At 65.4% G+C, this 12,392-nt stretch carries 13 protein-coding genes and 1 tRNA gene; 3 read left to right on the top strand and 11 right to left on the bottom strand.

What is annotated here, in order from left to right; genetic code table 11:
* Positions 1-135 precede the first annotated feature (135 nt).
* Both ABRP34_RS07505 and ABRP34_RS07510 read left to right on the top strand, forming a co-directional pair.
* Positions 136-1,335, top strand: coding sequence for an acetyl-CoA C-acetyltransferase (locus ABRP34_RS07505; protein WP_003803835.1), 1,200 nt, complete (start codon positions 136-138; stop codon positions 1,333-1,335).
* The gene (locus ABRP34_RS07510) at positions 1,335-1,868 is read left to right on the top strand and encodes a YbaK/EbsC family protein (protein WP_353712736.1); all 534 of its coding nucleotides are present in this window, start codon (positions 1,335-1,337) and stop codon (positions 1,866-1,868) included. Before ABRP34_RS07505 ends, ABRP34_RS07510 begins: the two co-directional genes overlap by 1 nt.
* Positions 1,869-1,981: 113 nt before the next feature.
* Here ABRP34_RS07510 and rplL read toward each other — a convergent pair whose 3' ends face one another.
* From rplL to ABRP34_RS07555, 9 genes are all read right to left on the bottom strand, one after another.
* Entirely contained in the window at positions 1,982-2,359 is a 378-nt protein-coding gene (gene rplL, locus ABRP34_RS07515; RefSeq protein ID WP_003803837.1) for a 50S ribosomal protein L7/L12, read from the bottom strand.
* Positions 2,360-2,436: 77 nt separating this feature from the next.
* Entirely contained in the window at positions 2,437-3,027 is a 591-nt protein-coding gene (gene rplJ / locus ABRP34_RS07520; RefSeq protein WP_314191560.1) for a 50S ribosomal protein L10, read from the bottom strand.
* Positions 3,028-3,321: 294 nt separating this feature from the next.
* Complete coding sequence (locus tag ABRP34_RS07525; RefSeq protein ID WP_353713330.1) at positions 3,322-4,422, bottom strand: GNAT family N-acetyltransferase; 1,101 nt, start codon at positions 4,420-4,422, stop codon at positions 3,322-3,324.
* Between the two features lie 81 nt (positions 4,423-4,503).
* Positions 4,504-5,595, bottom strand: a complete 1,092-nt coding sequence (locus ABRP34_RS07530) for a GNAT family N-acetyltransferase (protein ID WP_353712737.1) — start codon at positions 5,593-5,595, stop codon at positions 4,504-4,506.
* Positions 5,596-5,769: 174 nt separating this feature from the next.
* The gene (gene rplA / locus ABRP34_RS07535; protein WP_003803842.1) at positions 5,770-6,477 is read right to left on the bottom strand and encodes a 50S ribosomal protein L1; all 708 of its coding nucleotides are present in this window, start codon (positions 6,475-6,477) and stop codon (positions 5,770-5,772) included.
* A 187-nt stretch (positions 6,478-6,664) separates the two neighbouring features.
* Positions 6,665-7,096 carry a 50S ribosomal protein L11 gene (gene rplK / locus ABRP34_RS07540; RefSeq protein WP_003803853.1) on the bottom strand — a complete coding sequence of 144 codons (432 nt, stop codon included), beginning with the start codon at positions 7,094-7,096 and terminating at the stop codon, positions 6,665-6,667.
* A gap of 133 nt (positions 7,097-7,229) precedes the next feature.
* Positions 7,230-8,087: a transcription termination/antitermination protein NusG gene (gene nusG, locus ABRP34_RS07545; RefSeq protein WP_353712738.1), complete on the bottom strand. Its 858-nt coding sequence runs from the start codon at positions 8,085-8,087 to the stop codon at positions 7,230-7,232.
* 117 nt (positions 8,088-8,204) lie between these two features.
* Positions 8,205-8,474, bottom strand: a complete 270-nt coding sequence (gene secE / locus ABRP34_RS07550) for a preprotein translocase subunit SecE (protein WP_003803855.1) — start codon at positions 8,472-8,474, stop codon at positions 8,205-8,207.
* Positions 8,475-8,569: 95 nt separating this feature from the next.
* Positions 8,570-8,642: transfer RNA gene (locus ABRP34_RS07555), tRNA-Trp, on the bottom strand.
* 273 nt (positions 8,643-8,915) lie between these two features.
* Between ABRP34_RS07555 and ABRP34_RS07560 the strand changes: the two genes are divergently transcribed.
* A complete protein-coding gene (locus tag ABRP34_RS07560; RefSeq protein WP_353712739.1) occupies positions 8,916-10,133 on the top strand; it encodes a pyridoxal phosphate-dependent aminotransferase in 1,218 nt (405 codons plus the stop codon).
* A gap of 158 nt (positions 10,134-10,291) precedes the next feature.
* On the opposite strand, the gene ABRP34_RS07565 is transcribed toward ABRP34_RS07560, so the two are convergent.
* Both ABRP34_RS07565 and ABRP34_RS07570 read right to left on the bottom strand, forming a co-directional pair.
* The gene (locus ABRP34_RS07565) at positions 10,292-10,969 is read right to left on the bottom strand and encodes a response regulator transcription factor (protein ID WP_003803859.1); all 678 of its coding nucleotides are present in this window, start codon (positions 10,967-10,969) and stop codon (positions 10,292-10,294) included.
* Positions 10,966-12,381: a PspC domain-containing protein gene (locus ABRP34_RS07570; RefSeq protein ID WP_353712740.1), complete on the bottom strand. Its 1,416-nt coding sequence runs from the start codon at positions 12,379-12,381 to the stop codon at positions 10,966-10,968. The genes ABRP34_RS07565 and ABRP34_RS07570 overlap by 4 nt, the downstream gene beginning before the upstream one ends.
* Positions 12,382-12,392: the final 11 nt, after the last annotated feature.

Below are 12,392 nucleotides of genomic sequence, written 5' to 3' on the forward strand. Positions count from 1 at the left end.
CCAGCAGAATGCAAGCACCGTTGCCACGGGCACCTAACCGGAATGGACCCCGCCTTCCCAGCGTTGAATGGATAGGTGACCGGGCTCACGATACCCTTAGGCCAACCAACGACCAAAGATCGGAAGAGAACATCCATGAGCAATTCCGTGGACAACAGCGACGTTGTCATCCTGTCCGGCGCACGTACCCCGCAGGGCCGGCTGAACGGGCAACTGGCGAGCTTCACCGCCGTCGAGCTCGGGGCGCACGCGATCAAGGCGGCCATTGCGGCGAGCGGAGTGGACTCCGGCCAGGTGGACGCCGTCATCATGGGCCAGGTCCTTCAGGCCGGGGCCGGGCAGAACCCGGCCCGCCAGAGCGCCATCGGCGCCGGCATCGGCTGGAACGTCCCCACCGTGACCATTAATAAGGTCTGCCTTTCCGGGCTTACCGCGGTGATCGACGCGGCGCGGATGATCCGCGCCGGCGACGCCACCGTCGTCGTCGCCGGCGGCCAGGAGTCGATGACACGGGCACCCCACGTCCTCCCCGGCTCCCGCCAGGGGTGGAACTACGGGACCGTCCAGGCGCTGGACGTTGCCGCACACGACGGCCTGACCGACGCGTTCGATGGCCAGTCGATGGGACTGTCCACCGAATCCAAGAACCTGACGCTGGGCATTGACCGGACCGCGCAGGACACTGTGGCCGCCAATTCACACCAGCGCGCCGCCATTGCCTCGAAGAACGGCGTTTTCGACGACGAGATCTCCCCGATCAGCGTCAAGCAGCGCAAGGGGGATCCAGTGGTGGTTTCCACCGACGAGGGCGTCCGGCCGGAAACCACCGTCGAGTCCCTGGCCGGACTGCGGGCAGCCTTCGTCACCGACGGCACCATCACGGCCGGCAACTCCTCTCCCCTGTCCGACGGCGCCTCCGCCCTGGTCCTGACCTCGCGCAAGTTCGCGGAGGAAAACGGGCTGGAGTACCTGGCTGTGGTGGGCAAGCCCGGGCAGGTGGCCGGGCCGGACAACTCCCTCCACTCCCAGCCTTCCAACGCCATCCGGAACGCGCTGGACCGGGCCGGCTGGAGTGCCGCGGACCTGGACTTCATCGAGATCAACGAGGCGTTCGGTTCGGTGGCCGTGCAGTCCCTCAAGGACCTGGACTACCCGCTGGAGCAGTGCAACATTCACGGCGGTGCCATCGCGCTGGGCCACCCGATCGGTGCCTCCGGTGCACGGCTGGCACTCCATGCGGCGCATGAACTGAAGCGACGCGGCCAGGGCAAGGCGGCGGTTTCGCTCTGCGGAGGCGGCGGCCAGGGTGAGGCCCTCCTGCTGTTCCGCGACTGATGAACGGCGTTCCGCCGTCGGGACCCAACGTGCCGCCGTCGGGACCTAACGGGACCGACGGCGGCAGGAACGGCAGGGAGCGGTTCCTTGCCGACGCCGTGGCGCGCGGCCTGGACGTCCAGCTCGTCGAACGGCTGGCGGCCCGCAGCCTCGAAGAGGCGGCCGCGATCCTAGGGATCAGCCCGGCGGACATCGTGAAATCCCTCGTGGTGAAGCACAAGGACGGCAGCTTCCTCTTCGCCCTCATCCCGGGCGACCGCCAGATCTCCTGGCCCAAGCTGCGCAGCCTGGTGGGCGTCAACAAGCTCTCGCTTCCTGCCGCGGACGTGGCACTGGAGGCCACCGGCTATGAGCGCGGCACCATCACGCCGCTCGGCAGCACCACGGCATGGCCTGTCTACGCGGACCGGACCATCGCCGGCAAGCGGATATCCATGGGCGCGGGCCAGCACGGCTACAGCGCATTCGTGGACGCCGACGCCCTGGTCTCGGCCCTCGGCGCGGTGCTCGCGGACATCAGTGAACCCAACTAGGTAGCACATGAGGGCGTTCTCAGCCCTGGGAACGCCCTTAACTGCTACCTAGTTGGGTTAAACGCAGGAATCCCCGCCCACCGGAGTGGACAGGGATTCCTGAACAAGCAGTGTTACTTGAGGGTAACGGTGGCGCCAGCTTCTTCGAGCTGAGCCTTTGCCTTCTCGGCAGCTTCCTTGGTGGCGCCTTCGAGAACAGCCTTGGGAGCGCTGTCAACCAGGTCCTTGGCTTCCTTGAGGCCGAGGGAGGTGATGGCGCGAACTTCCTTGATCACTGCGATCTTCTTGTCGCCAGCAGCTTCGAGGATGACGTCGAAGTCGGTCTTCTCTTCGGCTTCCTCAGCGGCAGCGCCACCGGCGGGGCCGGCAACCGCAACAGCAGCAGCGGTAACTTCGAAGGTCTCTTCGAAGAGCTTGACGAACTCGGAGAGCTCGATGATGGTCAGTTCCTTGAAAGCTTCAATGAGCTCTTCGTTGCTGAGCTTCGCCATGGTGTGGCGTCCTTCCTATAGGTGGTGCTTGGCGGCCTGGGCCGTTGCCTTCACACCGAGTCTGGTTTGAAAGAGAATTAGTTCTCTTCGGTGGCTGCGGCTTCGGCCGGAGCTTCGGTCTCTGCTGCTTCTGCGGCCGGGGCTTCTTCAGCGGCGGGGGCTTCGGCTTCAGCCGGAGCACCGTTCTCTTCTTCAAGCTTGAGGCGCAGTGCGTCGATGATGCGTGCAGCAGCGGCAGCAGGGGCCTTGAGGATGCCTGCAACCTTGGCGAGCTGCAGCTCGCGGGACTCGAGTGCTGCCAGGGCAGCAACTTCGCTGGCGTTCAGTGCCTTGCCCTCGAAGTAACCGGTCTTGATGACCAGCTGCTTGTTGGCCTTGGCAAAATCCGTCAGGCTCTTGGCAGCTGCAACTGCGTCACCCTTGATGAACGCGATTGCAGTGGGGCCGGCGAGCTGGCCGTCGAATGCTTCGACACCAGCTTCCTTGGCTGCAATAGCGGTCAGGGTGTTCTTGACGACCGCGAACTTGGTGTCCTGGCCGAGAGAAACACGCAGCTGCTTGAGCTGTGCAACGGTGAGCCCACGGTATTCGGTCAGGACAGCGGCGTTCGATTCCTTGAAATCGTTAGTGATCTCAGCTACTGCTGAAACCTTGGTAGGCGTTGCCATAACCCTCCTTCCGGGGATAGTGCCGGTATTCCGGGTCCCCGCTCAGGTGAGCTAAAACTAAAAACGCCCCGCGCAGATGCACGGGGCTTGGCTCAACGCTGTTCATGACAGCGGAGCTTTGCTTCGTTCACCTGCGCCGGCCGCCCTATGTTCAGGGTCCTTCGTCCGGAAACCCACTGGCCCTTCCGCACACAACTGCAGAGTTGAGCTGAGCTCGAAAGAGTGGGATTCCAACAACCGACGGTCTTTGGTAGTTCAAGCTTACGGGAGGGTTCTGCGGATAACCAAATCGGTCTAGCTCCTGCTCGGTCCCAGGTCCGGCAGTTCCTTCTGCCAGATCCCGGTGACTCCCGCCGTCGTGAACCCGAGCTGGCGGTTGACCGTGAGCAGGTACCGGTTTTCCGGGGCGTTCCACGTGTAGATCACCCGCGCGTCGGGGAACTGCTCGGTGAGGCGCTCCATGTTGGCCACCTTGATGAGCAGGCCGAGCTTGTTGCCGCGGTGAGCCTGTAGCACCACCGTGTCGTCCTGGAAGACGACGTCCTGCCGCTGCGCCAGGACGCTGATGGTGGTCAGCCCCACAAGCGTCTCCGTGGCGATATGCTCGACGGCGGTCACCACCGTGCGCCGTCCCTGGGAGATGGTGACTTCCTCCGCTTCACGCAGGATCCTGGCGTCGAAAACCATACTGTCGTCCGGCCCGGCGTCGCCGCCGGCCTGGTTTTCGAGGGCCGCCACCGCTTCCAGCCATCGCTCCGGGCAGCGGTCGGTCCAGTGGTGCAAGCGGTAGCGGCCGCTGTTGGCCTCCTGCGCCTCCGCCTCGAGCTCGGCCACCAGCTTGCTGTCCAGCGGCAGCGCGCACGAGCTGAACTGTTCAATGTGCTGCAGCGTGTACCCGGTGCGCTGGGCGAAATCCACCTCGCGGCTGCCCAGCGGCACATAGCCCTGGCCCGACCCGGGCACCAGCTGCTCGGGCGCGAATTCGTGCAGGGAGGCGCCCGGGTGGTTGGTGTCCACCAGGATCATGGTGCGGCCCTCCTCCCGGGCGAAGTGCTCGGCAGCCTCCAGCAGCTGCCGGCCCACGCCCTGGCGCTGGTATTCGGGGAGGATGTCCAGCGTGAACTCGGCAAGGTCCAGGTTGTCGGCGAGGGGAAGGGCGATGTCCACGGTGCCCACGATCTCGTCGCCGATCTTCGCCACGAGGATCACCTGGCGCTCGTACGGGTCGTCCAGTTCGAGAAGCTTTTCCAGCGGCGTGTAGGCGAGGTCGTCACTGCCCCAGGTATCCATCCGGACCTTGCGCCCCACCTCCACTGCCGCGAGGAAGTCCGCTGCGTCGGCAGCGTCCACGGAGTCAGGAATCCACAGCCGCTCGATCCGCACCTCTATTGCCATCATCCCCAGCCGTTTCCGCCGCTTGCCCTGAAGGCTGCGGGCTTGAGTCCACGCGGTGTATCCGTCGCCAGCATATGCCGGTTAACGCCGGCGCTGCCACTCGCCGTCGTACCCTGCCGCATGGAAGCCCAGGGCTATATTGATGGCCAGCATGTGGTCATTCTCCGCGGCGTTGAATGTCAGGACCCGCTCCACCTCGGGATGGTTCTTCTGCAGGCGCCGCAGGTTGAGCACCTTGACGAGCATCCCCAGCCGGTGCCCGCGGTGTGCCTGGGCCACGAGAGTGTCGTCCTGCTCGGCCAGCCACGGTTTTTCGTCCGAGTGCTGGAGCACCGAGTAGGCGGCCAGCTCGCCGCTCGACGTGTGCCGGGCCACTGCCACCAGCGACTCCAGGCCCGCCCGCCTCCACTCGTCCTCGACGTGCCGGACGCGCTGGGCATCCCACACCTCGGCGTCGTAGTGCAGCGCCCCTGCCGGGGTGTCCGTGCTCATTTTGGACATGAGCACTGCCATCTCTTCGACGTACTCATCGGGACAGCGGTCGGTCCAGCCGAGAATTTCGTACTGGTCCCCCGCGATGCCGGCTGCCTCGCCTTCCAGCGCGTCAAGGACACCGTCCGACGGCGGCATGTCCAGAGCGCTGAAACGCGTCACCTGTTCGAGGGTGTAACCGGCAGCCGCGGCGAACCGTACGCCGCGGGCCGCGGCCGGGACCCCGCCCGTCCCCGTTCCGGGCCGGAGGATTCCCGGCCCGTCCGGATCGAACCCGGGCGCGTGCTCGGTGAAGGACTGCAGGGTGCTGCGTCCGTTCTCCGCCGCCAGAGCCTCCGCATGCCGCAGGAGGGCCTGGCCGATGCCGCGGCCGCTGTACCCGTCGAGGACGTCCACCCTGAGGAACGCATCCTGGAGGTTCTCCTTTTGGGTAAACCGCACCCAGGACCGTGCCACCATGCGGTCGTCCAGCCGTACGAAGAAGAGCCGCAGCTTCTCGTAGTCGTCGTCGCGCCACGCCTCCAGCCGGGCCTTGCGGGGCGTTGCCCGGTCCAGGTTGCCCCAGGTCTCCAGCACCAGGGCGTCGCTGAGGTCGCTGAATTCGAGGAAGTCTGTGGCGTCGGGCGCGTCAAGTGACCCAGGCAGGAACAGCGGCTCGATCCGGTAGGAGGGCGTCGTCACCGGATCAGCCTAGCCGCAACGCCCTGAGTCCAACAGGGCGAGCCGACGCGCCGAACGGGAGTCCCGCCGTCGTACTTTAGTGCGATAAGGGCCACGGAATGCAAAAGGACCGCCCGGCACATGCCGGACGGTCCTTTGGTGCTGGCCGGATACTCGGCCGCAGGTTCGCGAGGGTTACGCCTCGATGAGAACCTTGGTGACGTTGGGGTCAACGGAGATGCCGGGACCGAACGTGGTGGCAACCGTTGCCTTCTGGATGTAGCGGCCCTTGGAAGCGGACGGCTTCAGACGGAGCACCTCTTCGAGGGCAGCGGCGTAGTTCTCGGCCAGCTTGGTGGCGTCAAACGAAACCTTGCCGATGATGAAGTGCAGGTTGGAGTGCTTGTCGACGCGGAAGTCGATCTTGCCGCCCTTGATGTCGTTGACAGCCTTGGTGACATCGGGGGTGACGGTGCCGGTCTTCGGGTTCGGCATCAGGTTACGCGGACCCAGGACCTTACCGAGCCGGCCAACCTTGCCCATGAGGTCAGGGGTGGCAACGGCTGCGTCGAAGTCGGTCCAGCCGCCGGCAATCTTTTCGATCAGGTCGTCGGAACCAACGAAGTCGGCGCCGGCAGCGATTGCTGCTTCGGCCTTCTCACCCGTGGCGAACACGAGGACGCGGGCGGTCTTACCGGTGCCGTGCGGCAGGTTGACGGTGCCGCGGACCATCTGGTCGGCCTTGCGGGGGTCAACGCCCAGGCGGAAGGCGACCTCAACGGTGGCGTCGAACTTGGACGGGTTGGTGTCCTTGGCGAGCGTCACTGCCTCGAACGGCGCGTAGAACTTCTCCGCGTCGATCTTGGCTGCGGCTGCCTCGTATGCTTTGCTGCGCTTTGCCATGCTGCTTATTTCTCCTTGTGCAGTTGTGGTCTGCGGACCGCGCTGGGCCCTGCCACAGCCGCGAGTCCGACTGTTCTTATTCCGTGCGGACTAGCGGCATTTCAATGTTTCAGTGGTGCCGGTTTCCCGGCGGTGCTGCCCGGCGTCGTTCCCGGTTTCCCGGACCCGGCGCCGCATCAGCGGGGAATTAACCCTCGACGGTGATGCCCATGGAGCGGGCGGTGCCGGCGATGATCTTCGCTGCGCCTTCGAGGCTGGTGGCGTTGAGGTCTTCCATCTTGGTGGAGGCGATCTCGTTGACCTGGGCCTGGGTCAGCTTGGCAACCTTGACGGTGTGCGGGGTAGCCGAACCCTTGGCGACGCCTGCAGCCTTCTTGATGAGCTCTGCAGCCGGCGGGGTCTTGGTGATGAACGTGAACGAACGGTCTTCGTAGACGGTGATTTCAACAGGAATAACGTTGCCGCGCTGGGCTTCCGTCGCAGCGTTGTACGCCTTGCAGAATTCCATGATGTTGACGCCGTGCTGGCCAAGCGCAGGACCGATCGGCGGGGCCGGGTTAGCGGCACCTGCCTGGATCTGCAGCTTGATGAGGCCGGTGACCTTCTTCTTGGGAGCCAATGTAGGGTCCTTCTCTCAAATGCGTCCTGGGACACAGGAGCGTGCCTCAGGTGGTTGACCGCCATGGCGAGGCGGTCGGCCGTTCCGGAACTGCTAAAGCGGGCCGCTTCGGAACGAAATCTGTGGTGATCAGCTAGATCTTGGTGACCTGGTTGAAGGCCAGCGTGACCGGGGTCTCGCGTTCGAAGATGGACACCAGAACAACGAGGGTCTGGGAATCCACCTTGATCTCGGAGATCGTGGCGGGCAGGGTCTCGAACGGGCCCTCCTTGACGATGACCGATTCGCCGACCTCGAAGTCGACGTTCACCGGAGCGGCAGCCTGCTTGGTGGGCTTGCCCTTCTCTGCCTGCTCCTCTTCGAAGACCGGGGCCAGCATGGAGAAGACCTCATCGAGGCGCAGCGGCACGGGGTTGTGGGCGTTGCCCACGAAGCCGGTGACACCCGGGGTGTGGCGGACGGCGCCCCACGAGGCGTCGGTCAGGTCCATGCGGACCAGCACGTAGCCGGGGATGCGGACGCGGTTGATGACCTTGCGCTGAGCGTTCTTGATCTCAACGACTTCTTCCATCGGAACCTGGATTTCGAAGATGTAATCTTCCATGTCCAGGGTCTGGATGCGGGTCTCAAGGTTGGCCTTGACGCGGTTTTCGTAGCCGGCGTAGGAGTGGATGACGTACCAGTCACCCTCCTGGCGGCGCAGCTTGGACTTGAACTCTTCGGCCGGGTCGGTGGCCTGGGCGGCAGCAGCGGCCAGGACGTCGGTCCCTTCGGCGCCTTCCTCGGCGTCCTCTCCGGTCACGTCGTCGGCGTCAGTCACGTCGTCGGTCTCGGCGTCGTCAGCGTCGGTCTCGGCGTCGTCTTCAAAATCGGCGTCGCCTTCGGAATCGGGCGCAGCAGACTCAACCTCGGAGCCCTCAGCGGACTCAGCCGCGGGGTTCTGGGTTTCATCCAGCTCAGTCTCAGTTACCTCGAGCTCCTGCTCAGACACTTGGTCTCCTGCTTCCTCATTGCCTAATTGCCTATTTAAATGGCTCAATTCCGCACACCCCGCAGCTCCTTGCCGGAATCCGGCCGGGGAGCCCACGCAGTCTGCGGACCGATCGCCTTAGTTGTCCGTGGCGCCTGTACCGCTGAAGACCCAGCTCACCGCGGAGCCGAACGCCAGGTCCAGCAGAGTGACGATCACCATCATGATGACTACGAATACGAGCACCACAAGCGTGTAGTTGATCAGTTCCTTGCGGGTAGGGGCAACGACCTTCTTCAGTTCGCCAATGACCTGGCGGATGAAGAGTGCAATGCGAGCGAAGAAGCCAGCCTTGGCGGCGTTCTTAGCGGGGCGGCCCTTGGAGCTGCTTGCAGCTGTTTCGGTCACCTGTTCCTCACTCATCCTCGCAAGTCGGATTACCCGGCTCTGAACTGAACCTTTGATTGCTGCGCTTGCTCCGGCTTTCGCCGGAACAGCCTGCGCAGGGCAGACAGGACTCGAACCTGCAACCTGCGGTTTTGGAGACCGCTGCGCTACCAATTGCGCCACTACCCTATGGATCAAAAACCGATGAGGCCGCACTTTTCCCCAAGGCCATCTGGGGCGCACGTCATCATCCGTGTTTTCAACACCGGAGAACCAGTCTACGCAACAACTGCGCTTACGTCGAACCAGCCTCATTTCGGACCGTTTTCAGCTTCTGGATCGGCGCTGCACCGCAGTCACAAAGCCGTGTTCCACCTCGAACGATCCGGTGAACAGCATAGAGTAGATTTCGTCGAAATCCACCATTCAGCTCACCAGCTGCAAGCGAAGAACGGACCTGCCATGTCTTCCGCCCGCGTTTCCCAACGCATTTCTGCCATTGCCGAATCCGCCACCCTGGCTGTCGACGCCAAGGCCAAGGCGCTGAAGGCGGCCGGCCGGCCGGTGATTGGCTTCGGTGCGGGCGAGCCCGACTTCCCCACCCCGGACTACATCGTCCAGGCCGCCATCGACGCCGCCAGCCAGCCGAAGTACCACCGCTACTCCCCCGCCGGCGGTCTGCCCGAGCTGAAGAAGGCTATTGCCGAGAAGACGTTCCGGGACTCCGGCTACAGGGCCGACCCGTCCCAGGTGCTGGTCACCAACGGCGGTAAGCAGGCCGTCTACAACACGTTCGCCACCCTCGTGGATCCGGGCGACGAAGTGATCGTGCCCACGCCGTTCTGGACCACCTACCCCGAGGCCATCCGTCTCGCCGGCGGCGTTCCGGTGGAGGTCTTTGCCGGCCCGGAGCAGGACTACCTGGTGACTGTGGAGCAGCTCGAAGCAGCCGTCACGGACCGTACGAAGATCCTGCTGTTCGTGTCGCCGTCGAACCCCACCGGCTCCGTCTACTCGCCCGAGCAGGTTGCCGAAATCGGCAAGTGGGCCGCCGCCAAGGGCCTGTGGGTGGTCACCGACGAGATCTACGAGCACCTGACGTACGACGGCGTGCCCTTCACCTCCATCGCCACCGCCGCTCCCGAGCTGGGTGACAAGGTAGTGATCCTGAACGGTGTTGCCAAGACCTATGCGATGACCGGCTGGCGCGTGGGCTGGATGATCGGACCCGCCGATGTCATCAAGGCCGCCACCAACCTGCAGTCGCACGCCACGTCCAACGTGTCCAACATCCCGCAGATCGCCGCCCTGGCAGCAGTCTCCGGTCCGCTCACCGCGGTGGATGAGATGAAGGTCGCCTTCGACCGCCGCCGGAAGGCCATCGTGGATGGGCTCAACGCGATTGAGGGCGTTGAATGCCCGACGCCGAAGGGCGCCTTCTACGTGTACGCGGACGTCCGCGCGCTGCTGGGTAAGGAATTCCCGACGGCGAACGGCACGGTCCGCCCGGAGACCTCGGCCGCGCTTGCGGCGCTGATCCTGGACGAGGTGGAGGTCGCCGTGGTGCCCGGTGAGGCTTTCGGACCGTCCGGCTTCCTGCGCCTGTCCTACGCCCTGGGCGATGAAGACCTCGCCACCGGCGTCGGCCGCCTCCAGGACTTCCTCGGCAAGGCGCAGTAACCCCAGACGCTCCCTCACGTCCTGCAGGAAAACCACGGATTCTCCCTCAGATCCTGCAGAAAAAGCCCAAACGCTTCCGCACCGATAAAGGTGCGGGAGCGTTTGGGCTTTATTCGAGGACGTGACGGGCCTGATCGGAAGCTTGAGGAATGCCCGCGCTAGAGGAGGCGGCGCTCGGCGGCCCACTTGGTCAGTTCGTGGCGGCTGGACAGCTGCAGCTTCCGGAGCACGGCCGAGACATGGGTTTCCACGGTCTTGATCGAGATGAAGAGCTCCTTGGCTACCTCCTTGTAGCTGTAACCGCGGGCGATCAGCCGCATCACCTCGAGTTCCCTGGCCGAGAGTTTGTCCAGTTCATCGTCGGCGATGTCTGCCGGGGCGGTGCCGAAGGCGTCCAGGACAAAGCCTGCCAGGCGTGGGGAGAACACGGCGTCGCCACCGGCGACCCGGAACACGGCGTCGGTGATCTCCGCGCCGGAAATGGTCTTCGTAACATAGCCGCGGGCACCGGCCCGGATGACGGCCACGACGTCTTCGGCCGCATCGGAGACGCTCAGGGCAAGGAAACGCGTGGTTCCCAGGAGCGCCGCGGAACCGGTGATGACTTCCCGCCCTCCCCCGCCGCGGCCGCCGGGCAGGTGCACGTCCAGCAGCACGACGTCGGGCCGCGCAGCGGCAATAACCTCGATGGCCTGTTCGACGGTGCCGGCCTCGCCCACCACCACCACGCTCGGGTCGAGGTCAGCCTTGAGGCCGGACCGGAAAATCGCGTGGTCATCCACGATCACAACCCGCACCGTTCGTCCCGCCGCGCTTGCCCCTGCTGGTGTAGTCATGACTTTCCTTCCGCGTTGTCCGCGACGTCCGCAGGCAGCCTGAGGCGCACCTCTGTGCCGTCAGGTCCGCTGTTGATGGCGGCGTTGCCGCCGTGCCGTTTCATCCGGCCAATGATTGATTCCCGCACACCCAGCCTGTCCTGCGGGACTGCGCTCAGTTCAAAGCCCGGGCCGCGGTCCTTGACGAAGACTTCCGCGCCGCCGTCGGACACCTCCAGATAGACAGAGACGGGACCGCCGCCGTGGCGGGCAGCGTTCAGCATGGCCTCGCGGCTGGCCTGGACCAGCGCCTCATGGCGCTCGGTCATGTCCGTGTCGCCCACGGTCACGACGTCGACGGCGTTTCCGAGCCCGTCCTCAACCTCCGCGGCGGCGGCCTTGATCCGGTCCGAGAGCTGGCCGGCATCGCGGGCGGGGTCCTTGAAGAGCCAGCCCCGCAGCTCGCGCTCCTGCGCCCTCGCCAGTCGGACGACGTCGTGCTCGTTGCCGGCACGGCGCTGGATCAAGGCAAGGGTCTGGAGTACGGAGTCGTGCAGGTGGGCCGCGATCTCGGCCCGCTCGGTCGCCCGCACGCGGCCGGCCCGTTCTGTCTCGAGGTCGCGCCAGAACTTCAGGCCCCAGGGCAGCAGCACCAGCGCCACGCCGCCCAGCACGGCTACGGACGCGAGCAGCGCGAGCCAGGTCTGCTGCCATGAGCCCGACCCGGAGACCATGACCAGCACCCCGGCCACCACGAGCGCGAGGCCCGCTGCCAGCCGCGCCCATCCACCGGCCTGGTCCGCCTTGGTTTTGTCGACGAGCCCGGCCCGGCGGGTTTCATCCAGCTGCATCCAGGCAATGGCCGCGCCGCCGAGTATTGCCGCCGCCGGGATCAGCGTGCCCAGGGGCACCTCCACGCCCAGCAGCCTGGCGATCAGGATCGCGGCGACGAGCAGGAGCCCGGCGCCCAGCAGGATCTCCTTGCCGTAGCGCATGCTTCGGATCCGGAACCATGTGCTGCCGGGAGCGGCGGCAGGCGCGGGGGGCTGGGAAACGGTGCCGGCGTCGTGCTCCCCCGAGGGCGGGGGGACGGCGGAAAATGAAGGACCCGCGCCCGAGAAAGGAACAGGGCCCGGAAAAGGGGCGGGCGCCGGGCCTGACTGGAGGCTCACCGGCGGCAGGCTCACGGCGGGGGCAATGGGCGACGCCGGACGGCGGGCATTGCGCTTGGCGTTTTCGTCCGCGGTGGGAACCATGATCCACAGCCACGCGTAGAACGCGAGCCCTGCGCCCCCGGCGAAAGCAGCCACCACCATGCCGATCCGGACCATGCGCACCGGCCAGCCAAGATGAACCGCCAGGCCTGAGCAGACGCCGGCGATCAGGCGGTCGCTGCTGCGGACCAGGGGTGGGCGGACAGGGGCAGTGGTCATGCATCAATCCA

This window comes from Arthrobacter sp. K5 (assembly GCF_040448525.1).
Classification (GTDB): domain Bacteria; phylum Actinomycetota; class Actinomycetes; order Actinomycetales; family Micrococcaceae; genus Arthrobacter; species Arthrobacter globiformis.

Excerpts from the sequence above, each read along its gene's own strand:
- rplL (WP_003803837.1), bottom strand. The coding sequence starts at position 2,359 with ATGGCGAAGCTCAGCAACGAAGAGCTCATTGAAGCTTTCAAGGAACTG.
- ABRP34_RS07560 (WP_353712739.1), top strand. The coding sequence starts at position 8,916 with ATGTCTTCCGCCCGCGTTTCCCAACGCATTTCTGCCATTGCCGAATCC.
- ABRP34_RS07525 (WP_353713330.1), bottom strand. The coding sequence starts at position 4,422 with ATGGCAATAGAGGTGCGGATCGAGCGGCTGTGGATTCCTGACTCCGTG.
- ABRP34_RS07565 (WP_003803859.1), bottom strand. The coding sequence starts at position 10,969 with ATGACTACACCAGCAGGGGCAAGCGCGGCGGGACGAACGGTGCGGGTT.
- ABRP34_RS07570 (WP_353712740.1), bottom strand. The coding sequence starts at position 12,381 with ATGACCACTGCCCCTGTCCGCCCACCCCTGGTCCGCAGCAGCGACCGC.
- ABRP34_RS07510 (WP_353712736.1), top strand. The coding sequence starts at position 1,335 with ATGAACGGCGTTCCGCCGTCGGGACCCAACGTGCCGCCGTCGGGACCT.
- rplJ (WP_314191560.1), bottom strand. The coding sequence starts at position 3,027 with ATGGCAACGCCTACCAAGGTTTCAGCAGTAGCTGAGATCACTAACGAT.
- ABRP34_RS07505 (WP_003803835.1), top strand. The coding sequence starts at position 136 with ATGAGCAATTCCGTGGACAACAGCGACGTTGTCATCCTGTCCGGCGCA.
- rplA (WP_003803842.1), bottom strand. The coding sequence starts at position 6,477 with ATGGCAAAGCGCAGCAAAGCATACGAGGCAGCCGCAGCCAAGATCGAC.